The following is a 23,006-nucleotide window of genomic DNA, read 5'->3' as shown; positions in this document are numbered from 1 at the left end:
TGTGAACACACCGCACACCACCGCACTCACCGGCCGCATCGCGAGCGGCCCCAGCACCCTGCTGCGCGAGGAGATCCTCGACCCGCAGTTCCGCTACGAGTCCGAGCACCTGCTGCCGTTCTACGTACGGATCGAGCGGGCGCTCGTCGCCGAATACGCCCGCATGGAGCTCGTCACCCCCGCGCAGGCGGCCGAGCTGGACGGCCTGCTGGCCGGCGCGACGAGGGACGTCCTCGCGGCCAACCGGCAGTCGACCATGTCGGACATCGCGTTCGCCCTCGAACGCCATGTGGAGTCCGGGCTCTCCGCGCCCGTCCCGGCCTGGCACGTCGACCGCAGCCGCAACGACCTCCAGGCCTGCGCCCAGCTGATGTTCGGGCGGGCCCGGCTCGTCGAGGCGGCGGAGCACCTGCTGGAGTTCGAGGCCGCCGCGCGGGCGCTGGCCGCCCGCACGGCCGACCGGCCGATGCCCGGCTACACCCACCACCAGGCCGCCCAGATCATCACGCCCGGCTTTCATCTGGCGGCGCTCTCCGAGCACGTCCAGCACACCCTGCGCCGCCTCCTCGCCACCTACGAATCGCTCGACGCGTGCCCGCTCGGCGCGGGCGCCATGTCGGGGCAGGAGCTGGCGTGGGACCGCGACCGGCTGGCCGCGCTCCTCGGCTTCGGACGGGTGCAGCCCAACGCGCTGACCTCCGTCGCCTCCCGCGCCTGGGCGCTCGAAATCACGGCGGAGTTCGGCGTCTTCGGGGTGACGCTGAGCCGTTTCGCCACGGATCTGCTCGCCTGGGGCAGCAGCGAGTACGGCTTCATCGACCTGCCCGACGAGCTGTGCGGCATCTCCTCCGCGATGCCGCAGAAGAAGAACTTCCCGGTCCTGGAGCGCATCCGCGGCCGCAGCGCCCATCTGTCCTCCTTCCACCTGGACGCGAGCCTCGGGCAGCGGAACACGCCGTACTCCAACACCGTCGAGGTGTCCAAGGAGGCCGGGGCGTACGTCAACCAGTCCTTCGAGACGCTGCGCAGCACCCTGCGGCTGTTCACCGAGGTCCTGCGCCATCTCGACTTCGACACCGACCGGATGGCCCGGGTGTGCGCCCGGGAGTTCCTCGGCGGCTTCTCGCTCGCCAACTCCCTCACGCTCGCCGAGCAGATCCCCTGGCGCCGCGCCCAGGTGATCGCCGGCCGGTACGTCGTGGCGGCATCGGACGCCGGGCTCGCCCCGGCCGACACCGACCCGGAGCTGCTGCGCGAGGCCGCCGCGACGGAGGGCCTGGTCCTGCGCGACCCGGCCGGGACGCTGGGCGACGCCTTCGACGTGGGACAGGCACTGCTCCGTATGAAGTCCTCCGGGTCCACGCACCCGGAGGCGGTCGCCGCCGCACTGCGCGCCCAGGGCGCGGAACGCGAGCGGCTCGTCAACGAATGGCAGGACAGGGCGGTCGACGCCCGGGGAACGGGGGAGAGAGCTGATGGAAGCGACACCGCGCACGGTGCTGTCTGAGACGGACGGGGCGGCCCGGGGAACGGGCCGGGCCTTCGGGACCTTCGGAGAACTGCTGCAGGGGGTGCTGCCGGGCAGCGACCGGCACTTCATGGTGACCTTCCCGGTCGCCGCGTGGAGCACGGCCTCCTTCCAGCACTTCCCCGACAGCAGCGGACTGGTCGTCTGGCCGCCGCACAAGCGCAAGGCGCTGCGGATCGCCCGGCTCGCCCTCGCGGCGGCGGGGCACGGGGGCGGCGGCGTCCTGGAGCTGGACAGCGAACTGCCCGAGGGCAAGGGCATGGCCAGCTCGTCGGCGGACCTGGTGGCCACGGCGCGTGCCGTGGCGGCGGCGCTCGGCACCGCGTTCGACGCCCCGACGATCGAGTCGCTCCTGCGGGAGATCGAGCCGACCGACGGCGTCATGTACGACGAGATCGTCGCCTACTACCACCGGGAGGCCGAGCTCCGCGAAGCCCTCGGCGCCCTGCCGCCCCTGGTGATCGTCGCGCACGACGAGGGCGGCCAGGTCGACACGATCGTGCACAACCGGGCGGCGAAACCGGCCGGGGAGGCCGAGAAGCGGGAGTACGCAGGGCTGCTGGACCGGCTGTGCGAGGCCGTCCGCGCGGGCGACCTCACCACCGTGGGACAGGTCGCCACCCGCAGCGCCCAGCTCAACGCCCGGCTGCGGCCCCGCCGACGGCTGCCCGAGCTGGAGCGCGTCAGCGCCGCGACGGGCGGGCTCGGGGTGGTCTGCGCGCACAGCGGCACCGTGCTCGGCATCCTGTACGCCGCCGACGACCCGGCCCTGGAGGCGAAGGTGGCCGCCGCACGCGCGGCCTGCGCCGAGCTGCCCGGCACCACCGCCGTACACCGCTCGCTCGGCACGGGCGACGCCTGGCAGTCCGGCGCCCGCCGGGCCGTGCCCGTATCCGCTCGTTCTTCGCACACCGACCGTGCCTGGGGGGCATGAACATGATCTTCGACTCGATGAACGAAGCCGTCGGCCACACACCGCTGGTCCGCCTCGACCTGCCGGCGTCCGCGGGCACGGAGGTGTACGCCAAGCTGGAGCTCGCGAACGCCTTCGGCATGAAGGACCGGGTCGCCAGGAACATCCTGGCCGAGGCCCGCCGGCTGGGCGTGCTCCGGCCGGGCGCCCCCGTGGTGGAGAGCTCCTCGGGCACCATGGCGCTCGGCGTGGCCCTGGTCGGCCGCTCGCTCGGCCACCCGGTCCACATCGTCACCGACCCGCGGACCGACCCGACGACCATGGCGAAGCTGCTGGCACTCGGCGTCGAGGTCCATGTCGTGCCGGCCATGACCGACGGCGGCTGGCAGGGCGCCCGGCTCGCCCGGCTCGCGGAACTCATGCGCGAGATGCCCGACGCCTTCTGGCCGCGGCAGTACAGCAACCCCGACAACCCCGGGGCCTACCGGGCGCTCGCCACCGAGATCCTGGAGGACCTCGGCCCCATCGACATCCTGGTCGGCGCGGTCGGCAGCGGCGGCTCCCTCTGCGGCACCGCCCGCGCCCTGCGGGCGCACCTCCCCGCCCTCCGGGTCATCGGCGTCGACTCGGTCGGCAGCACCCTCTTCGACCAGCCCGACGTCCCGGGCCGCAAGCAGAGCGGGCTCGGCAACAGCCTGCACCCCAACAACCTCGACCGGACCCAGATCGACGAGGTCCACTGGCTCAACGACCACGAGGCGTTCACCGCCACCCGCGCGCTCGCCCGCGAACAGCAGATCTTCGCGGGCAACACCTCCGGCTCCGTCTACCGGCTGCTGCGCGAGACCGCGCTGCGGGCCGCGCCCGGCACCAGGATCGCGGGCATCTTCCCCGATCGGGGCGACCGGTACACCACCACCGTCTACAGCGACGCCTACTGGCAGGAACACCGGCTGACGGACCTCCCGCTGTCCGAGGCCCCCGTCACGGTCGACTACGGCACCGAGGTGTACGCCTGGTCCCGCGCCGAGCTGAGCGGGCGGCCCGAACGCCGCCGCCACCTCCTCTTCGTCGAGGCCAACACCAGCGGCACCGGAGTGCAGGCGCTGCGCACCGCCGCCGGCCTGGGCCTCACCGCCGTCCTGCTCACCGGGGACCCGGAGCGCTACGCCGGGCTGGACGGCACCGGGTGCGAGGTGCTGGTCTGCGACACCAACGACCTCCCCGCCCTGCGGGGGCTGATCCAGGAGCACTTCCGCCGCGAGGAGATCGCCGGGATCACCACGACCAGCGACTTCTACGTGCCGACGGTCGCCGCGCTCGCCGACTGGCTGGGCCTGCCCGGCAACCCCGAGGACGCCACGGCCGTCTGCCGCAACAAGGCGCGGCTGCGGCAGACCCTCGCGGCGGCCGGCGTCGGCCGGCCGGGCTTCGCCGTGGTGACGGACGAGGCGCAGACCGCCGGGGCGGTGGCGGCGGTGGGACTGCCGTGCGTGGTCAAGCCCGCCGACGACTCCGGCTCCAACGACGTGCTCCTGTGCACCACGGTCGAGGAGGCCGTCGCCCACGCGGCCCGGGTGCTCGCCGTGCACACCAACGTGCGGGGCCTGCCCACCGCGCGCACCGTGCTCGTCGAGGAGTATCTCGACGCCCCCGAGTACAGCGTGGAGATGTTCAGCGAGGACGGCGAGGCCACCTGCGTCGGCGTCACCGCCAAACACCTCACGGGCCTTCCCCACTTCGTCGAGTCCCGGCACCTGTTCCCCGCCGAACTGCCCGAGGCCGTACGGGAGGAGCTGACCGAGACCGTCCGGCGGGCGCTGAAGGCCGTCGGCATCCGCACCGGCCCCACGCACACCGAGGTCAAGCTCACCGGGCACGGACCGGCGATCATCGAGATCAACCCGCGGCTGGCCGGGGGCATGATCCCCGAGCTGATCCGGCTGGCCACCGGCCGCGACCTCCTGGAGCAGCAGATCCGGGCCGCCGCCGCCCTCCCCGTCGACCTCGCCGCCGACCGGAGCGGCCACGCGGGCATCCAGTTCCTGCTGGCGGACCGCGCCGGAACTCTGGAGACCGTGGCCGGCGCCGACGAGGCCCAGGCCCTGGACGGCGTCGAGCGCGTCACCGTGACCGCCCGCGAAGGCGCGGCCGTACGCCCGCCGCGCAACGCCTACGACCGGCTCGGCCACATCGTCGCCGCCGGAGCCGGCTCCGCCGAGGTGGCCGACGCCCTGGACGCGGCCCTGCGCTCCGTCGACGTCCGGGTGCGCCCCGACGCCTGAGCCCCGGCGCTCCGACACCACCCACAGACCAGCAGCGAAGAGAGCACCGACCATGATTGAACTGCGCAGCGACACCTTCACCCTGCCCACCCCCGCCATGATGCGCGCGATGAACGAGGCCCGCCTCGGCGACGACGTGTACGGCGAGGACCCGACCGTCCTCGAACTGGAGGAGCGCGCCGCCGACCTGCTCGGCAAGCAGGCGGGCCTGCTGCTGCCCAGCGGCACCATGGCCAACCTCGTCTCGATCATGACGCACGCGCCGCGCGGCTCGAAGATGCTGGTCGGCGCGGAGAGCGACATCTACATCTACGAGGCGGCCGGGGCGACGGTCTGCGCCGGCGTCATGTACGAGCCGGTCCCCAACCAGGGCGACGGCCGGCTGCTCCTGTCCGATCTGCGCCGGGGCTTCCCCGAGGACCCGGACGACGAGCAGTTCGCGCTGCCCTCGCTGATCTGCCTGGAGAACACCCAGAACCGCTGCGGTGGGGTGGTGCTGCCGCAGACCTATCTCAAGGAAGTGTGGGAGTTCGCGCACGAGCGCGAGGTCGCGGTGCACCTCGACGGGGCGCGGGTCTTCAACGCGGCCACCGCGCTGGGGCTGCCGGTCAGCGAGATCGCGCAGTACGCGGACTCCGTGCAGTTCTGCCTCTCGAAGGGACTCGGCGCACCGATCGGCTCGATGGTCGTGGGCACCGCCGAGTTCATCGCGGAGGCGCGGCGGGCCCGGAAGATGCTCGGCGGCGGCATGCGGCAGGCGGGCCTCATCGCGGCGGCCGGGCTGGTGGCCCTGGACGATCTGCACCGGCTCCAGGACGACCACGCGAACGCGCTGCGGCTGGCCGAGGGGCTCGCCGGGATCGACGGCATCGACGTCGACCCGGGCGCCGTGCAGACCAACATCGTGATGTTCAAGGTGAGCGACCCCCGCTTCACCTGGCAGACGTTCGTCGAGGCCGTCGGCCGGCACGGTCTCGCGCTGGCCGAACTCGGCCACGGCCGGCTGCGCGCCGTCACCCACTGCGGGGTCCGCGAGGCGGACATCGACCGGGCGCTGTCCATCGTGCGCCAGGTGCTCGCCGACGGACGGGAGCACTGACATGGCGCCCCAGGACACCGACATGGCACAGCACGACACCGGCACGGCGCCGGACACCGCCCAGAACCTCCAGGCCGAACTCCTGGACATGCTCCTCAGCACGGACCGGGACGTCTTCGCGGACAACACGATCAGCACGGTGGACCGGGCCGGACCGCTGCCCGCCTCCAGCGCCCAGCGCCAACTGTGGTTCCTGGACCAGCTGCACGGGAGCAACGCCGCCTACAACGTCCCCTTCGCCCTGCGCATCGACGGCACGCTCGACCTGGACGCCCTGCGCGGCGCACTCCAGGACCTGGTCGGCCGGCACGAGATGCTGCGGTCCGTCCTGGGCCGCGAGACGGACGAACCGGTGCTGCGGATCTCCCCCGCCCTCACGCTCGGCATCCCCTGCACCGACGTCCCGGGCGCCACGCCGGAGGCGGTCGAGGCGGAGGTCCTGCGCAAGATGGCCGACGAGGCGCAGATCCCGTTCGACCTGACCGAGGGGCCGCTGCTGCGGGCCGCCGTGTTCCGGTCCGGCCCCGGCACAGGCCGCCACTACCTCTTCCTCAACTTCCACCACATCGTCACCGACGGCTGGTCGGAGAGCGTCTTCTCCCGGGAGCTCTGGCAGTTCTACGAGGGCCGCGTCCGCGGCACGCCCGCCACCCCGCCCGCCCTCGCGATCGGTTACGCGGACTACGCCGGCTGGGAGCAGGAGTCGCTCGTGGGCGGCGAACTGCGCCGCCAGGTCGACCACTGGAAGACCGAACTGGCCGGCGAGCTGCCCGTCCTGCGGATACCCGCCGACCGGCCCCGCCCGGCCCGGCCCTCCTTCGAGGGCGGCACCCTCCTGGCCGCGCTCCCGGACGATCTGGAGCGGCGGCTGCGCGCGCTGTGCCGACGCGAGGGGGTCAGCCCGTTCAGCGTCCTGCTCACCGCGTTCACCGTCCTGCTGCACCGCTACACGGGCGAGGAGGACATCATCGTCGGCGCGCCCGTCGCCAACCGGACCCGCAAGGAGTTCGAGGGGATCGTCGGGTTCTTCGTGAACACGGTGGCCCTGCGCTCCCGGGTGCCGGGCGGGGCGACGCTCGCCGAGCTGCGGCGTCGTACACACGAGAACCTGCTGTCCGCCCAGGCCAACCAGGAGGCGCCCTTCGGCCGGGTGGTCGAGGAGCTGGCCCCCGACCGCGACCCCGGCCTCAACCCGGTCTTCCAGGTCATGGGCAACTACCTGGACCTGCGCGAGGAGACCCGCGTCCCCGGACTGGACGTGCGCTTCCTGGAGATCGAGGACCGCGTCACCCGCTTCGACCTCGAAGTGCACTTCGAGGCCGGATCCGAGGGAACCGCCTGCCGCTTCGTCTACAGCAAGGACCTCTTCGACGAGGACCGCGTACGGCGGATGACGGGCCACTACCTCGCCGCTCTCCGGGCCCTGCTGACCACACCCGACGCCCGCGTCGAGGACATCGTGCTCCTCACCCCCGAGGAGCACGCGCGGGAGACCGCCGGACAGAACGCCACCGCCGCGCCCGTCGCCGAGGCGACCCTGCCCGCTCTGGTCGAGGAACAGGTCACCCGGACTCCCGGCGCGACCGCAGTGATGTTCGAGGGGGAGACCCTCAGCTACGCCGAGCTGAACGACCGCGCCAACCGGCTCGCCCACACCCTGATCGCCCGGGGAGCGGGCCCGGAGCGGTCCGTCGCCCTGCTGGCGCCCCGGTCGCTCGACATGATCGTGGCGCTGCTCGCCGTGTTCAAGAGCGGAGCGGCCTATGTCCCGGTGGACCCGGACTACCCCCGCGACCGCGTCGCCTACCTCCTCGGCGACGCCGCCCCGGCCCTGACGATCGCCCACTCCCGGACCGCCGGGCTGGTGCCGGAGGGTGCCGAGCGGCTGCTGCTGGACGACCCCGCGGTGATCGCGGAGACCGCCGACCGCCCGGCCACCGACCCCACGGACGCCGACCGCACCGCGCCGCTCACCGCCCTCAACACGGCGTACGTGATCTACACCTCGGGCTCCACGGGCCGCCCCAAGGGCGTCCTGATGCCGGCCGCCGGGCCCCGCAACCTGATCCTGTGGCAGCGGGACACGATGGCGGGCATGACCGGCGCCCGGACGGCCCAGTTCACCGCGGTCGGCTTCGACGTCTCCGTACAGGAGATCCTCTCCACGCTCATCTCCGGCAAGACGCTCATGGTGCCCACCGAGGACACCCGGCGCAGCGCCGAACAGCTCGCCCGCTGGCTCGACCGCCACCAGGTCAACGAGCTGTACGCGCCGGCCCCGGTCATCGACGCGGTGTACGAGGCCGCCGAGGAGCTCGGGCTCGCGCTGACCTCCCTGACCGACGTCCAGCAGGCCGGTGAGGCGCTCACCCTCGACGACCGCGCCCGCGCCCACCACACCGGGAACGGCCGGCGGCTGCACAACCTGTACGGCCCCGCCGAGGCGCACGGGGCGACGGTCCACTCCCTGCCCGCCGACCCCGCCCACTGGCCCGTCGCGGCCCCGATCGGCCGGCCCGTCGCCAACACCCGGGTCTACGTCCTCGACGGGCGGCTGCGGCCGGTGCCCGCCGGTGTCGTGGGCGAGCTGTACATCGGCGGCGAGGGCGTCGCCCGCGGCTACGCGGACCGCCCCGGCCTCACCGCCGAACGCTTCGTCGCCGACCCCCACGGGCCGGCCGGCTCCCGGATGTACCGGTCGGGCGACCTCGCCCGGCGGCTGTCCGACGGCACCCTGGAGTTCCAGGGCCGGGCCGACCACCAGGTCAAGATCCGCGGCATCCGCGTGGAGCCGGGCGAGATCGAGTCGGTGCTGGCCAGGCACCCCTCGGTGGCCCAGGTCGCGGTCCTCGCCCGGGACGAGGGTCCCGAGGGGAAGTACCTGGCCGCCTACGTCGTACCGGACGCGGGAAGCACCCTGGACACCGGCGAACTGCGCCGCCACGCGGAGGAGTTCCTGCTCTCCGCGATGGTGCCGAGCGCGTTCGTCACGCTGGACGCGTTCCCGCTCTCGCCCAACGGCAAGCTGGACCGCCGCGCCCTGCCCGCCCCCTCGTTCACCCCGGCGGCGGCCGGTCGCGCGCCCGGGAACCTCCGCGAGGAGCAGCTGTGCGCCCTCTTCGGCGAGGTGCTCGGCCGGGACTGGCCCGACGTCGACGCCAACTTCTTCTCCGGCGGCGGCCATTCACTGCTCGCCACCCGGCTGATCAGCCGGATCCGCTCGGAGCTCGGCGTCGAACTCCCCATCCGGACCGTCTTCGAGACGCCGACGGTCGCGGCCGTCGCCCGGGCCCTCGACGCGGCCGACGGCGCGCGCAGGCCCCTGGTCCGCGCGGAGCGCCCGGACGTCGTACCGCTGTCGTCCGCCCAGCAACGCCTCTGGTTCCTCAACCGGTTCGAGGACCAGCGGGCCGCGTACAACATGCCCTCCGCGCTGCGGCTCACCGGTCCCCTCGACCACGACGCCCTGCGAGCGGCCCTCGGCGATCTCGTCGCCCGCCACGAGACGCTGCGCACCGTCTTCCCCGACTCGGCCGACGGCCCCCGGCAGCAACTCCTGGACGCGGCGGCGGCACACCCCCGGCTCGTCGTCACCGAGACCACCGGTGAGGAGGTGGCGGCCGCCGCCTCCCGGGCCGCGGGCGAGGGCTTCGACGTCACGGTCGACCCGCCGGTACGCGCCCATCTCTTCGTCACCGGCCCGGACACCCATGTCTTCCTGCTGGTGATCCACCACATCGCCGGCGACGGCTGGTCGATGGGCCCCCTGTGGCGGGACCTGGCCGCCGCCTACCGCGCACGGGCCCGGGGAGCGGCACCCGAACTCCCGCCGCTTCCCGTGCAGTACCCCGACTACACCCTCTGGCAGCGAGACCTCCTCGGCAGCGAGGACGACCCGCACAGCACGGTCGCCCGCCAGCTCGCCTTCTGGCGCACGGCGCTCGACGGCGCACCGGAGGAGACCGTGCTGCCCGTCGACCGGCCGCGTCCGGCGGTGGCGAGCAACCAGGGCGGGACGGTGCCGTTCCGGATCCCCGCGCCGCTGCACCGACGGCTCCTGGAACGCGTGCGGGAGACCGACACCAGTCTCTTCATGGTGCTCCAGACCGGTCTGGCCGCCCTTCTGGGCCGGCTCGGCGGCGGCACGGACATCGTGATCGGCAGCCCGATCGCGGGCCGCACCGACGAGGCGCTCGACGAGCTGGTCGGCTTCTTCGTGAACACGCTGGCGCTGCGCACGGACACCTCCGGCGACCCCACGCTGCGGGAGCTGCTGGGCCGGGTACGGGCCACCGACCTCGCCGCGTACGAGAACCAGGACATCCCCTTCGAGCGGCTGGTCGAGGCGCTCAACCCGGTCCGCTCCCTGACCCGCCACCCGCTGTTCCAGGTGATGCTCACCCTGCACAACGACACCGAGGACCTGCTCGACCTGCCCGGCGTACGGGCCGAACCGGTCCCGCTCGACCTCGACTCGGCGGTGTTCGACCTGCACGTCGACCTCACCGAGAGCCACACCCCGGACGGCGCCCCCGACGGTCTGGACGCCTACGTCGAGTACAGCGTGGACCTCTTCGAGGAGGCGAGCGCACAGGACTTCGGCGACCGGCTGGTCCGGATCCTGGAGGCCTTCGCCGACGACCCCGGCCGCCGCCTGGCCGCCGTCGACCTGCTGGCCCCCGAGGAGCGCGCCGACCTCGTCGTCGCGCGGAACTCGCGGACCCGCCCGGTCGCCCCGGCCACCCTCGTCGAGCTGTTCGAGGAGCGGGTGGCGCGCGCCCCCGAGGCCCCCGCCCTGGTCTGGGCCGGCCGGACGATCTCCTACGGGGAGCTCAACGCCCGCGCCAACCGGGTGGCGCACCACCTGATCGCGGCCGGCGCGGGCCCCGAGGACCTGGTCGCGCTGGTGCTGCCGCGCTCGGCGGACATGGTGACCGCCATGCTCGGCGTGCTGAAGTCCGGCGCCGCGTACCTGCCGATCGACCCCGCCGCGCCCGCCGCCCGGACCGCCGCCACGCTGGAGAACGCCGCGCCGGTCGCCGTGTTCACCGTCGAGTCGGTCGCCGACCTGGTGAACACCCCGGGGAAGGAGGGGAATCCGGCCGACGCGGACCGGGTGCGCCCGCTGACCCCGCGCCACGCGGCGTACGTGGTGCACACCTCGGGATCCACCGGGCTGCCCAAGGGCGTCCTGGTCGAGCACCACGCGGTGGTGAGCTTCTTCCACGCGCTCACCCGCCGCTACGAGGTGACCGACGCCGACACGCTCCTGCACTTCGCGGCGCCCACCTTCGACGTACACGCCCAGGACGTCTACTGCTCGCTGCTCTCCGGCGCCGCCCTGGTGGTGGCCTCCGACGAGGAGCGCCGCGACCCCGAGGTGCTCACGGAGCTGATGCGCTCCACGGGCGTCACGGTGGCGGAGTTCCCGCCGGCGATGCTGCCCCTGCTCGATCCGGAGCGGCTGCCCGGACTGCGCCTGGTGTCGGTCGGCGGCGAGGCCTACGCCGGCTCACTCGTCCCGCAGTGGACCGCCGGGGGACGCACGTTCTTCAACGGCTACGGCCCGGCCGAGAGCACCGTCGCGGTCACCGTGATGGACTGCGTCGACGTCCACGACCGTACGCCGATCGGCCGGCCGATCGAGAACGTCCAGGTGTACGTGCTCGACGCCCGGCTCCAGCCGGTGCCGCCGGGAGTGACCGGCGAACTGTATCTGGCCGGTGCCCAGTTGGCCCGCGGCTATCTGGGCCGCCCGGGACTGACCGCCGAGCGGTTCGTGGCCGACCCGTTCGGTCCGCCCGGCTCGCGCATGTACCGCACGGGCGACCTGGCGCGCTGGCGGCGGGACGCGATGCTGGAGTTCCACGGCAGGACCGACGACCAGGTGAAGATCCGCGGGTTCCGGATCGAGCTGGGCGATATCGAGGCGGCGCTCTCGGCGCACCCGGCGGTCGACCAGGCCCGTGTCCTGCCCGTCGACATCCCGTCCGTAGGGCGGCAGTTGATCGCCTTCGTGGTCCCGGAGAGCGGGGCACTCGCACCCGACGAGGCGCAGTTGCGCGGCTGCGCCGAGGCTGCCCTGCCGGACTACATGGTGCCCTCCGCGTACCGCGTGCTCGACGCGCTGCCGCTCACGACGAACGGCAAGGTGGACCAGAGGGCCCTGCTCGCCCTCGGGGTGCGGCCCACCCGGCTCGCGTACGCCGCCCCCGCCACGGACACCGAACGCGGGGTCGCGGAGATCTGGGCGTCGCTCCTCGGGCTGGACCGCGTCGGCCGCCAGGAGAGCTTCTTCGCCCTGGGCGGGCATTCGCTCCTGGCGATCCAGGCCCTCACCCGCATCCGCGCCCGGTTCGGCGTACCGCTGACCGTGCAGGAGTTCTTCCAGGCGCCGACGGTCGCCGGGCTCGCCGCCGTCGTCGACACGGCCGGCACACCGGACGCCGCCGCCGCTGCCGGGGCCGAGGACGACGGCCCGCGCATCGTCCGCCGCAGCCGCACCCTGCGCCGCTAGAGCCCGCCTCTCACCAGCACCTCGGGCGGCGGAGAGCCCAGCGCCTCCGCCGCCCCCTTTACACCGCACCATGGGGGATTTCTATGCTTTCGTCACCACCGGGCGCTCATCTCGGCCTCCCCGAGACCGCCTACAAGAGGGGCTACCGCAACCCGTCACACCTGCGCGAGGCGATCGCCGAGGCCCATACGACCCAGCTGTGGCGGACCACCGGCACCGCCGTCCTGGACCACCTGAGCGTCGTGGCCCTGCTGCTCGCGGCCACCTCACCCGCCGTCCGCGCCGCCGGCTGGTGGGCCCTCACCCTCGCGCTCCCCGTCGCCGCACTCCTCGCGGCGCGCCAGCTGCGCGCGCTCGAATGCCTCGTCCACGAGGCGTCCCACTTCAACTGGAGCCGACGCCACCGCACGGCGGGCGACGTCCTGGCCACCCTGCTGGCGGGGGTGCCCACCGGGGCCCGGATCGACGACTACCGGGCGAGCCACCTGCTGCACCACGGACGCTTCGGCACGGCCGATGACCCCGACCGCGCCCGCTACGAGCAACTGGACCTGGAGAACCTCGACCGCTCCGGCGTCCTGCCGTACACTCGCGGCATGATCCGGCGGTTCGGCGCCTACCAGCGCGGCTGGCTGGAGTCCATGGGCGCCGCGCCCCTCACCACCGCTCTTCCCTTCCTGTGGTGCGCCCTCGCGATCGTGCTGCCCGCCCACCTCATGGGCGGCCCGGCCTGGGCGCTGGCCGCGGGACTCGGCTGGCTCGCCACCCACCTCGTCGGCCTGCCCGCCCTGCGCTTCGTCGGCGAGGCCAACGAACACATCTACCGCGAGGCCGACACCGTCTTCGGCGGCACGGTCAGCAACATCGGCCTCCGCCAGCGGCTGCTCTTCCACCCCCACGGCGACGGCTTCCACACGGTCCACCACCTGTGGCCCGGCGTACCGCACCACCGGATCGCCCGGCTGCACCGCGCACTCCTCGCGAACGACGAGGCGTACCGCGGCACGATCCGCTACCGCACCCGCGTCCTGGAACAGCCCCGCACGGGCCTGCCGCGGGAGGCGGCGTGAACATGCGGCTCATCTGCCTGCCGTACGCGGGAGCGGGCGCGGGCGTCTACCGGCGCTGGAGAGCACTCTCCACGCCGGACCTGACCGCCGTGCCGATCCAGCTCCCCGGCCGCGAGGAGGAGTTCGGCCTGCCCTTCTACCCCACCATCGAGGCGGCCGCGCGGGGCACGGCCGACCGCATCCTCGCCGCCGTCGGAACCGCCCCCTTCGCCGTCTTCGGCCACAGCTTCGGGGCCGCCCTCGCCCACGGCGCCACCCGGGAACTGGTGGCCCGCGGCGGCCCCCGCCCCCGCCACCTGATCGTCAGCGGCACCGTCAGCCCCCGCCACCGCCGCCCCCTGCCGATCTCCGCCACCGACGACGAACAGGCCGTGGCGGACCTCTGCGCGGCCACCGGCCAGACCCTCACCGGGGACCTCGCCCTGCTGCGCGACCCCGACCTGCGCTCCCTGCTGCTGCCGGCCCTGCGCGCCGACGTCACCCTGATGACCCCGGACCCCGCGCGGGAACCGGAACCCCTGCCGCTGCCCCTGACCGCGATCCGCGGCACGGACGACACCCTGGTGCCCACCGCCCCCTGGCTGGACTGGGCCGCCTACACCTCGGAGCCGTTCCGCTCCCTCGACCTGCCGGGCGGGCACATGTACCTCTCCGACGACTGGGACACGATGTGGAAGACGGTGCGGGGACTGCTCTGAGCCGCCGCGTAACGCGTGCGGTCGGCACTTCGTGGCACAAAAACCCCTCTGACCACGTTTCCGCAGGTCAGAGGGGCACTATCGCGTGGAGCCTAGGAGATTCGAACTCCTGACATCTGCCTTGCAAAGGCAGCGCTCTACCAACTGAGCTAAGGCCCCGGGCCACGACGACGAAGGCAGTGCCCAGCACGTCGGTGCCGGGGCTACCCTCGCGGACCAGAGTACCGGGTGACCCCCGCATTCCTGCAAAAGGATAGGGACTCCCCGTGGGCGACCACGCTCCGTAAGATGCTCGCAAGGTTCGCAGCAGCGAAGCCGCAGCGATGGGGAGACGCCATGGACGCAGCGCAACAAGAGGCGACGGCAAGAGCCAGAGAGCTTCAACGCAGTTGGTACGGAGAGCCGTTGGGGGCGCTCTTCCGTCGGCTGATCGATGACCTCGGCCTGAACCAGGCCCGGCTGGCCGCTGTTCTCGGGCTCTCCGCCCCGATGCTCTCCCAGCTCATGAGCGGCCAGCGGGCCAAGATCGGAAACCCCGCGGTGGTCCAGCGCGTCCAGGCCCTCCAGGAGCTGGCGAGCCAGGTGGCCGACGGCAGCGTCAGCGCGGGCGAGGCCACCGACCGCATGGAGGAGATCAAGAAGTCGCAGGGCGGCTCCGTCCTGACCGCCACCGGCCAGACCGGCTCCACCGGTGGAGCGCCCACCGTCCGCCGTGTGGTGCGCGAGATCCAGTCCCTGCTGCGGTCGGTCGCGGCGGCCGGCGACATCATCGATGCCGCGGACGCCCTCGCCCCGACCCACCCGGAGCTGGCAGAGTTCCTCAAGGTGTACGGAGCGGGACGCACCGCGGACGCGGTCGCGCACTACGAGGGGCACCAGAGCTAGGCCTTCGTCCGGATCAGGCCGGAAGGGCACGGGGGCCGGGACGGGCCGCGGCGAACGCCGCGGCACCACAGGAACGGGGAGCGGGCGCAGCACAATGGGTGAGGTCTTCGCCGGTCGGTACGAGCTGATCGATCCGATCGGACGCGGTGGGGTCGGGGCCGTCTGGCGGGCCTGGGACCACCGCCGCCGCAGGTACGTCGCGGCCAAGGTGCTCCAGCAGAGCGACGCGCACACGCTGCTGCGCTTCGTCCGCGAACAGGCCCTTCGCATCGAGCACCCGCACGTGCTGGCCCCGGCCAGCTGGGCCGCCGACGACGACAAGGTCCTGTTCACCATGGACCTGGTGAGCGGCGGCTCGCTCGCCCATGTCATAGGCGACTACGGCCCGTTGCCCCCACGCTTCGTCTGCCTGCTGCTGGACCAGCTGCTGTCCGGGCTGTCCACGGTGCACGCCGAAGGGGTGGTGCACCGCGACATCAAGCCCGCCAACATCCTGATGGAGGCGACCGGAACAGGCCGCCCGCATCTGCGCCTCTCCGACTTCGGCATCTCGATGCGCAAGGGCGAACCCCGGCTGACCGAGACCAACTACGTGGTCGGCACGCCCGGTTACTTCGCCCCCGAGCAGATGATGGGCGCCGAGCCCGACTTCCCCGCGGACCTCTTCGCGGTCGGCCTGGTCGCCCTCTACCTCCTCCAGGGCCAGAAGCCCGACTCCCAGGCGCTGGTGGAGCACTTCGCCGAGCACGGCACCCCGAGCGCGCCGCGCGGCATTCCCGAGCCGCTGTGGCAGGTTCTCGCCGGTCTGCTCCAGCCCGACCCGCACGCCCGCTTCCGTACGGCGACGGGAGCGCGCAAGGCCCTGACCGCGGCGGTCGAGATGCTGCCCGAACCCGGCCCGGACGACGAGCCGGTGGAAGTGTTCGACCAGATCGGGCCCCTGCCCGGGGGATTCGGCCCCGACGGGCCCGTCACCGTCCCGCAGCAGCCCGCGGAGCCCGCACCACGCCCCGCAGCCGCACCGGCGCAGCCGTCCGGCCGGCAGGCCTACCCCCAGCCCCCCGTCTCGATGTCGGAGACGGGCAGCTTCCACCTCGCCCCGCCGCCCGGGGCCGCGCCCCTGCCCGCTGTCGCGCCCCCGCAGCAACAGCCGTACGCCCAGCCGGGGTTCCCGCAGCCGCCGACCCCGGTGGACCCGCCGCTCCCGTACGCCGCCGGCGCGCCGAACCTCTCCCAGGCGCCGACCGCCGGCGTACCGCACGATCCCGCGGCCACCCGCGCCTACACCGCCCAGCAGCAGCACCAGCAGCACCCGCCGGTGCCGGCTCCGCCGGTGCAGCACGCCGCGCCCCACGCACCCGTACGGCGTACGCGTCCGGGACCGCCCCCGAAGGTGGCGGCCGGGGTTCTGGTGCTGGCGCTGATCTGCTTCGCGGTCGGGATCTGGGCCCTGACGCAGGTCTGACGGCCCGCGCCGACCACGCGGGGCCCGAGTCGGCGGCACGGGGGCCCGTCCCGCCGATGCAGGAGCCCGTGCCGGCGACGCGGGGGCCCGTGCCGCCGATGCAGGAGCCCGTGCCGGCGACGCGAGGGCCCATGCCTCCGATGCAGGAGCCCGTGCCGCCGACGCGACGATCCGGTACCGCCGACGCGAGGGTCCCGCGTTCGGACGCCGGCGCTCCGGCCCGCGACTACCAGCCCTGCGGCGGCTGGTGGCCCTGGTGACCCCCACCGGCCGGGGCTCCGGCCGCCGCGCGTCGGCGGGCCAGCAGCATCCAGACGCCCAGCCCGAGCACCAGCACGGACCCCGTGCCGATACCGGCCGCGGCGACCGCCTTCATCGGGCCGCTCTTCGCGGCCTGCTCGGCGTTCTGCCCCTTGCGCGCCACTTCCCGGTCCTCGTCGGTGACGCCGAAGACCCCGGCGTCACCGTCGTACGGGGACTCCTCGGCCTTGTTCTTCACCTGGACCGACAGCTCGAACGGGATCGGCTCGGCCCCGTAGGACTCCTTCAGCTTCGGGCTGAGGGACACCGACAGGTAGTACCAGCCCGCGAAGCGCATGGCGCTGACCTGGGTCGAGGAGTCGAACCGGTTGCGGTAGGCCACCGGCGGCAGCGGCTGCAGCGACGCGGACGCGGGCCCTCCGGAGTAGGAGAGCGATGCGTCGGAGACCGGCCCCTGGGCGGGGTTGGCCAGCGACAGGGTGAGCGCGTTGCCCACGAACTCGTCCGCGGAGCCTGTGCTGTTGGAGAGCCCTGCGGTGGCGTGGATCTGCTGCCCCCAGTCCACCGGCACCCGGTAGAAGCGGGTCTGTCCGGGGGCCACGGTGTCCTGCCAGCGGCCGTTCTCCAGGCTGGTGGCCTCGGTGTACCCGGCCCCGCCGGACCGCTTCTGCTGCTTACCTGTCAGAGGTGGCGGCGAGGCCGAGGGCCAGCTGTCGGGCGCCTCGGTCGGCATGGACGACCCGCTCCTGAGCCGCGGCTCCTGGAGGAAGCGCAACTCCAGGTTCCAGGTGCCGGAGTCGGAGGTGTCCTTGCTCTCGCGCTCGACGAGGACGTCGTACTGACCGCCCTCCTGGCAGGTGGTACTGCCCTCCTCGACGGTCCGGAAGGCGTACGCGGCGATGGGACGGGCGTACTCGCCCGAGCCGAAGTTCGCCCGCCCCGAGCCGCACTGGGAGTCGTCGGTCTCCCGGAGGCTGACGTCGACGCCGTCGCCGTAGGCGACCGTGCCGCCGTCCCCGGGCACCGCGACCGCCGAGACATAGGCGGCGGAGACGTCGTCCAGCGTGACCCGGTAGTAGAGCTTCTCGCCCGCCCTGATGGTGCTGCGGTACGGGACGCCCTCGTCGAGTTCGGACGCCTCGACGTTCGCCGTCGCCCCCTGCACCTTCTTCGCCTCGGGGTCGAACGCGTACACCCCGGGGCCGGCCGCGTGTGCCTGCCCCGGCAGGACCGCCGCCGCGCACATCGCCGCGAGTGCCGCGGCCACCACCCGGCCCCTGTTGCGCTGCCTCTTCACGCGCTTCCCCTCGTCGTCCTCACGCGCCGGTGCCCGTCGCCCGCCCGGCCGCGATGCCGGTCCATCCTGCCCCGCCCGCCCCGCCGCTGTCTCCGGCCGCAGCCGGATTGCCCCGCTTGTCCGCGTTCCCGGCAGCACCACGGGCACCGGCACCGGAAACCCGTACTGACGGTCATTCACGTAAGCAAGCTAGTGATTTGCTCAAGTGAATTCAAGGGATCGGCCGTCACCGTCCCGCGACACGGAGTACGGACGACAAGAAGGCCCCGGACAGCACGAAGCCCCGGCCGCTCAGCGACCGGGGCCCGTAACAGACTGTGCCGTCTCACACACCCGAACCTGCGGGCACGGAGTCGGTCGCCTCCGTCCACAGATCCTGCTCGGCGCGATCCGCCTGGATCTGGCGGTACACGAGGAGCCCGCCGATGGCGGCCAGTGCGACCAGGAGAAGCTTCTTCACCGCGCTACCTCGTCTTTCCTTGGCGTAAGGGCCTTCTGTCGCCGACTATACACACCGGCCGATACCGATCGGTGACCTGCCCGGACCCCCGCCGGAGCCCCTCCACGGCGTCCGGATCGACCTCCCGGGACCGCCTCTCCGCCGCCATCGAGGGCCTGTCCAGCCCGGTTGCACCATACGAGTGGTGTTCATCCGAAGATCGGCACAGAGCGGGCGTCGCTCCTCGAAAACGCGGCCCGGATCCACATGATCGGAGAAGTCAGCAACCGGACCGTCCGAAAGCGAGGGGCCATGAGCACCTTCCAGCCCAAGAACCTCTGGACCGCCTTCATCACCGCCTTCTTCGCCCTCCTGGCGTCGCTGGGCCTCGCCACCGCCACGGCGAGCACCGCGAACGCCACGAACGCCGCCGCGCAGCCGAGCACCACGACCCAGGAGCACACGGGTGCCACCGCGGCAACCCCGATCGCTCCCTCGGTCCGATGGACCCTTCCGCGTGACCGGGCTCTCCCGCCCACGATGAAGCAGCGCATCCGGGCCGAGGCCCACGGCTCCTCCCCGGCCACCCGCCACCTGGCGATCGACCCCGCGGAGACCGCCCGCACCACCGGCCAGACCGGCTCCCACCCCACAGCCCCGGAAGGCGACTCCCCGGCCCCGCCCCCCTGACGCCGGCGCCCACCGCACTCCGGGGCCCCTGGTCCGGTTCACACCGGCCGGGGGCCTTTTCGTGTGCCCGAACCGCTGACCCCCCAGGGTCCTGGCACACACGGCGGATTCCCCGGGCGAACCGGCACAGAGCCCGACGCCGCCCGCGCGCGAGGAGGCCGACCACCGGAGCGACCAGGGCGAGCCGGGACCGTCGTACGGCCTCACCCCCGGGAGCGAGAGGGCCCCGAGCACGGCTACCTCGTCCGGCCGGCCCCCGCAAGCTGACCGCACCACCGCAACGCGAAAGGCCCCCCACCGTCTCCGGTGAGGGGCCTTCGTGCTGGTGGGGCTAACAGGATTTGAACCTGTGGCCTCATCCTTATCAGGGATGCGCTCTAACCAACTGAGCTATAGCCCCGCCGCGCTGTGTTGCGTCGCGCTGACTTCTGAAGATTAGCGCACGTCGGGGCCAGTCCCAAAATCGATACTCGGCGACCTACTCGTCCTCGGCCAGCGTGAGCTCGACGCCGCCCACGAAGCCCGCCGACAGGTTGTAGATGAACGCGCCCAGCGTCGCCAGCGCGGTGGCCAGCACCACGTCGATCACGGCGATGACCGAGGTGAAGATGAGCACGCGCGGCAGCGACAGGAACGACTGCAGATCGAAGCCGTTGCTCTCGTTCGAGCCGGTGGCCTCGCTGATCGTGCCGCCGACGGTCTCGAAGACGCCCATCGCGTCCATGACCATCCACAGCACCGCCGACGCCACCACCGTGCAGATGCCCAGCGCGATGGACAGCAGGAAGCTGACCTTCATCACCGACCACGGGTCGGCCTTCGCCACCCGCAGACGGGCCTTGCGGGTACGCGGCGTGGTCCGCGCCCCCGTGCGCGGCTTGCGCGTCGCCTGCGCGGCGCCCACGCCCTGTGCGCCGCCCAGCGTGCCGCCGCCCTGGTCGTGGCGCTGCTGGCCGCCCTGGGTTCCGCCGCCGGGCGCCTGGTACGCCTGGGGCGGGTGGTACGGCCCCGAAGGCCCCGGTGCGGGCTCACGCTCGCCGGGCAGCGGCCCGGTCGCGTAACCCTCGTACTGGGGCTGAGACCCTCGTGTGTCCGTCACAGTGCCCCCTTGGGAGTCCGTGGCAGGGCCACGGGCACCGTTCGCTCCTGCTCCGGAAGCGGCCGAACCGGCGCCCGTGGCTCCACTCACGCTCTACTCCTCGTGCTCCCCGGTCGAAGGCTCCGTGCCCTCGACAGTGCCCTCACTCACGCCCTCGGCGTGAACCTCGGCCTCGCCGTCGACGTCATCGGCCCCATCGACCTCTTCCGCCTCACGACCGGCCTCGGCGTTGCGCGCGATACCGACGACGGCGTCGCGCTTGCCCAGATTGATCAGTTGGACGCCCATGGTGTCACGGCCCGTCTCCCTGACTTCATTGACTCGCGTACGAATCACACCACCGCCGAGCGTGATGGCGAGAATCTCGTCGGTCTCCTCGACCACCAGCGCACCGACGAGCGATCCGCGGTCCTCCACGATCTTGGCGGCCTTGATGCCGAGGCCGCCGCGACCCTGGACGCGGTACTCGTCGACGGGGGTCCGCTTCGCGTACCCGCCGTCGGTAGCGGTGAAGACGAACGTACCGGGCCGGACGACATTCATCGAGAGGAGTTCGTCGCCCTCGCGGAAACTCATCCCCTTCACGCCCGAGGTGGCGCGGCCCATCGGGCGCAGCGCGTCGTCCGTCGCGGTGAACCGGATCGACTGGGCCTTCTTGCTGATGAGCAGCAGATCGTCCTCGGCCGACACCAGCTCGGCGCCGATCAGCTCGTCGTCGCCGCCCTCCGGCATCTCGCGCAGGTTGATCGCGATGACACCGCCCGAGCGCGGCGAGTCGTAGTCCTTGAGCGCGGTCTTCTTCACGAGACCGCCCTTCGTCGCCAGGATCAGGTACGGCACGGCCTCGTAGTCGCGGATCGCGAGGATCTGGGCGATCTTCTCGTCCGGCTGGAAGGCCAGCAGGTTGGCGACGTGCTGGCCGCGCGCGTCCCGTCCGGCGTCCGGGAGCTCGTACGCCTTGGCCCGGTAGACCCGGCCCTTGTTCGTGAAGAAGAGCAGCCAGTGGTGGGTCGTCGAGACGAAGAAGTGGTCGACGATGTCGTCTTCCCGCAGCTTCGTCCCGCGCACGCCCTTGCCGCCGCGCTTCTGCGAGCGGTAGTCGTCGGTCTTCGTGCGCTTCACGTAGCCGCTGCGGGAGATCGTGACGACGATGTCCTCCTCGGCGATCAGGTCCTCGATGGACATGTCACCGTCGAAGGGCACCAGCGCGGAGCGCCGGTCGTCGCCGAACTTGTCGACGATCGCCGCCAGTTCCTCGCTGACGATGGTGCGCTGCTTGGCGGGCGAGGCCAGGATCTCGTTGTACTCGTTGATCTTCGCCTGGAGCTCGTCGTGCTCGGCGGTGATCTTCTGGTGCTCCAGCGCGGCCAGCCGGCGCAGCTGCATCTCCAGGATCGCGTTCGCCTGGAGCTCGTCGATCTCCAGCAGGCCCATCAGGCCCTCGCGCGCGATCTCCACCGTGTTGGAGCGCCGGATGAGGGCGATGACCTCGTCGATGGCGTTCAGGGCCTTCAGGAGGCCGCGCAGGATGTGTGCCCGCTCCTCCGCCTTGCGCAGCCGGAACTTCGTCCGCCGGACGATGACCTCGATCTGGTGCGTCACCCAGTGGCGGATGAACGCGTCGATCGACAGCGTGCGCGGCACCCCGTCGACGAGCGCCAGCATGTTCGCGCCGAAGTTCGTCTGGAGGTCGGTGTGCTTGTACAGGTTGTTCAGGACGACCTTGGCGACCGCGTCCCGCTTGAGGACGACGACCAGGCGCTGCCCCGTACGCGAGGAGGTCTCGTCGCGGACGTCGGCGATCCCGCCGACCCTGCCGTCCTTGACCAGGTCGGCGATCTTCTGCGCGAGGTTGTCGGGGTTGGTCTGGTACGGAAGCTCCGTGACGACCAGGCACTGGCGGCCCTGGATCTCCTCGACCGCGACGACCGCGCGCATCGTGATGGAGCCGCGGCCGGTGCGGTACGCCTCCTCGATGCCCTTGCGGCCCACGACCAGCGCGCCGGTGGGGAAGTCGGGGCCCTTGATGCGCTCGATCAGCGCGTCCAGCAGCTCCTCGTGCGAGGCCTCGGGGTGCTCCAGATACCACTGCGCACCGGCGGCGACCTCGCGGAGGTTGTGCGGCGGGATGTTGGTCGCCATGCCGACCGCGATCCCCGCGGAGCCGTTGACCAGCAGGTTCGGGAAGCGCGCCGGCAGGACCGTCGGCTCCTGGTTGCGGCCGTCGTAGTTGTCCTGGAAGTCGACGGTCTCCTCGTCGATGTCCCGGACCATCTCCATGGACAGCGGCATCATCTTGCACTCGGTGTACCGCATGGCGGCGGCCGGGTCGTTGCCCGGAGAACCGAAGTTGCCGTTGGAGTCCACCAGCGGCATGCGCATCGACCAGTGCTGCGCGAGGCGCACCAGGGCGTCGTAGATGGAGGAGTCGCCGTGCGGGTGGTACGTGCCCATGACGTCGCCGACGACGCGGGCGCACTTGTAGAACCCCTTCTCGGGGCGGTAGCCGCCGTCGTACATCGCGTACAGCACCCGGCGGTGGACGGGCTTGAGGCCGTCCCGTACGTCGGGCAGCGCACGCGAGACGATGACGGACATCGCGTAGTCGAGGTAGGAGCGCTGCATCTCCGTCTCGAGCTGGACGGGCTCGACACGCATCCCCACGCCGGGGACGGTGTCCTCCTCGTCGGGCGTCGCGGGTTCAGGTGTCACAGGGGTGTTCTCGTCGGCCATTGCTGGTCAAAGTCCTTTCGAGCTGCG

Annotated in this window: 14 protein-coding genes and 2 tRNA genes; 10 read left to right on the top strand and 6 right to left on the bottom strand. The window is 72.6% G+C overall.

The window, feature by feature from the left end; genetic code table 11:
* The first annotated feature begins 1 nt into the window (after nt 1).
* From ACFWRV_RS21555 to ACFWRV_RS21525, 7 genes are all read left to right on the top strand, one after another.
* The gene (locus tag ACFWRV_RS21555; protein WP_384336884.1) at nt 2-1,507 is read left to right on the top strand and encodes an argininosuccinate lyase; all 1,506 of its coding nucleotides are present in this window, start codon (nt 2-4) and stop codon (nt 1,505-1,507) included.
* Nucleotides 1,476-2,462, top strand: a complete 987-nt coding sequence (locus tag ACFWRV_RS21550) for a kinase (protein WP_384336882.1) — start codon at nt 1,476-1,478, stop codon at nt 2,460-2,462. Before ACFWRV_RS21555 ends, ACFWRV_RS21550 begins: the two co-directional genes overlap by 32 nt.
* Complete coding sequence (locus tag ACFWRV_RS21545; RefSeq protein WP_384336880.1) at nt 2,459-4,726, top strand: pyridoxal-phosphate dependent enzyme; 2,268 nt, start codon at nt 2,459-2,461, stop codon at nt 4,724-4,726. Before ACFWRV_RS21550 ends, ACFWRV_RS21545 begins: the two co-directional genes overlap by 4 nt.
* Before the next feature lie 52 nt (nt 4,727-4,778).
* Nucleotides 4,779-5,825 (top strand): low-specificity L-threonine aldolase, encoded by a 1,047-nt coding sequence (ltaE, locus tag ACFWRV_RS21540; RefSeq protein WP_384336878.1) that lies wholly within the window; start codon nt 4,779-4,781, stop codon nt 5,823-5,825.
* A 22-nt stretch (nt 5,826-5,847) separates the two neighbouring features.
* Nucleotides 5,848-12,342 carry an amino acid adenylation domain-containing protein gene (locus ACFWRV_RS21535; RefSeq protein ID WP_384336876.1) on the top strand — a complete coding sequence of 2,165 codons (6,495 nt, stop codon included), beginning with the start codon at nt 5,848-5,850 and terminating at the stop codon, nt 12,340-12,342.
* An 83-nt stretch (nt 12,343-12,425) separates the two neighbouring features.
* On the top strand, nt 12,426-13,412 hold the full coding sequence (locus ACFWRV_RS21530; RefSeq protein WP_384336874.1) for a fatty acid desaturase: 987 nt from the start codon (nt 12,426-12,428) through the stop codon (nt 13,410-13,412).
* A 2-nt stretch (nt 13,413-13,414) separates the two neighbouring features.
* Entirely contained in the window at nt 13,415-14,110 is a 696-nt protein-coding gene (locus tag ACFWRV_RS21525) for a thioesterase II family protein (RefSeq protein ID WP_384336904.1), read from the top strand.
* Between the two features lie 86 nt (nt 14,111-14,196).
* On the opposite strand, the gene ACFWRV_RS21520 is transcribed toward ACFWRV_RS21525, so the two are convergent.
* Nucleotides 14,197-14,269: transfer RNA gene (locus ACFWRV_RS21520), tRNA-Ala, on the bottom strand.
* Nucleotides 14,270-14,446: 177 nt separating this feature from the next.
* Here ACFWRV_RS21520 and ACFWRV_RS21515 point away from each other — a divergent pair.
* Nucleotides 14,447-14,995, top strand: coding sequence for a DNA-binding protein (locus ACFWRV_RS21515; protein WP_205086932.1), 549 nt, complete (start codon nt 14,447-14,449; stop codon nt 14,993-14,995).
* 94 nt (nt 14,996-15,089) lie between these two features.
* Nucleotides 15,090-16,460 carry a serine/threonine-protein kinase gene (locus ACFWRV_RS21510; RefSeq protein WP_384336871.1) on the top strand — a complete coding sequence of 457 codons (1,371 nt, stop codon included), beginning with the start codon at nt 15,090-15,092 and terminating at the stop codon, nt 16,458-16,460.
* 226 nt (nt 16,461-16,686) lie between these two features.
* Here ACFWRV_RS21510 and ACFWRV_RS21505 read toward each other — a convergent pair whose 3' ends face one another.
* Entirely contained in the window at nt 16,687-18,018 is a 1,332-nt protein-coding gene (locus tag ACFWRV_RS21505; RefSeq protein WP_384336869.1) for a hypothetical protein, read from the bottom strand.
* 325 nt (nt 18,019-18,343) lie between these two features.
* Nucleotides 18,344-18,478, bottom strand: a complete 135-nt coding sequence (locus ACFWRV_RS21500; protein WP_003958712.1) for a DLW-39 family protein — start codon at nt 18,476-18,478, stop codon at nt 18,344-18,346.
* 291 nt (nt 18,479-18,769) lie between these two features.
* On the opposite strand from ACFWRV_RS21500, the gene ACFWRV_RS21495 reads away from it, so the two are divergent.
* Entirely contained in the window at nt 18,770-19,147 is a 378-nt protein-coding gene (locus ACFWRV_RS21495) for a DUF6344 domain-containing protein (RefSeq protein WP_384336867.1), read from the top strand.
* A gap of 323 nt (nt 19,148-19,470) precedes the next feature.
* Here ACFWRV_RS21495 and ACFWRV_RS21490 read toward each other — a convergent pair.
* The 3 genes from ACFWRV_RS21490 to gyrA all read right to left on the bottom strand — a co-directional run bounded on the left by ACFWRV_RS21490 (nt 19,471) and on the right by gyrA (nt 22,979).
* Nucleotides 19,471-19,547 (bottom strand) — tRNA-Ile (locus ACFWRV_RS21490).
* A gap of 78 nt (nt 19,548-19,625) precedes the next feature.
* Complete coding sequence (locus ACFWRV_RS21485) at nt 19,626-20,246, bottom strand: DUF3566 domain-containing protein (RefSeq protein WP_384336865.1); 621 nt, start codon at nt 20,244-20,246, stop codon at nt 19,626-19,628.
* A gap of 93 nt (nt 20,247-20,339) precedes the next feature.
* Nucleotides 20,340-22,979: a DNA gyrase subunit A gene (gene gyrA / locus ACFWRV_RS21480; protein WP_384336863.1), complete on the bottom strand. Its 2,640-nt coding sequence runs from the start codon at nt 22,977-22,979 to the stop codon at nt 20,340-20,342.
* Nucleotides 22,980-23,006 lie beyond the last annotated feature (27 nt).

The organism is Streptomyces sp. NPDC058576 (assembly GCF_042718715.1).
GTDB lineage: Bacteria > Actinomycetota > Actinomycetes > Streptomycetales > Streptomycetaceae > Streptomyces.
This window is presented reverse-complemented; position numbering and strand designations above follow the sequence as displayed.

Coding starts and splice junctions, on each gene's coding strand:
- ACFWRV_RS21550 (WP_384336882.1), top strand. CDS start 1,476: ATGGAAGCGACACCGCGCACGGTGCTGTCTGAGACGGACGGGGCGGCC.
- ACFWRV_RS21545 (WP_384336880.1), top strand. CDS start 2,459: ATGAACATGATCTTCGACTCGATGAACGAAGCCGTCGGCCACACACCG.
- ltaE (WP_384336878.1), top strand. CDS start 4,779: ATGATTGAACTGCGCAGCGACACCTTCACCCTGCCCACCCCCGCCATG.
- ACFWRV_RS21535 (WP_384336876.1), top strand. CDS start 5,848: ATGGCACAGCACGACACCGGCACGGCGCCGGACACCGCCCAGAACCTC.
- ACFWRV_RS21530 (WP_384336874.1), top strand. CDS start 12,426: ATGCTTTCGTCACCACCGGGCGCTCATCTCGGCCTCCCCGAGACCGCC.
- ACFWRV_RS21525 (WP_384336904.1), top strand. CDS start 13,415: ATGCGGCTCATCTGCCTGCCGTACGCGGGAGCGGGCGCGGGCGTCTAC.
- ACFWRV_RS21515 (WP_205086932.1), top strand. CDS start 14,447: ATGGACGCAGCGCAACAAGAGGCGACGGCAAGAGCCAGAGAGCTTCAA.
- ACFWRV_RS21510 (WP_384336871.1), top strand. CDS start 15,090: ATGGGTGAGGTCTTCGCCGGTCGGTACGAGCTGATCGATCCGATCGGA.
- ACFWRV_RS21495 (WP_384336867.1), top strand. CDS start 18,770: ATGAGCACCTTCCAGCCCAAGAACCTCTGGACCGCCTTCATCACCGCC.
- gyrA (WP_384336863.1), bottom strand. CDS start 22,979: ATGGCCGACGAGAACACCCCTGTGACACCTGAACCCGCGACGCCCGAC.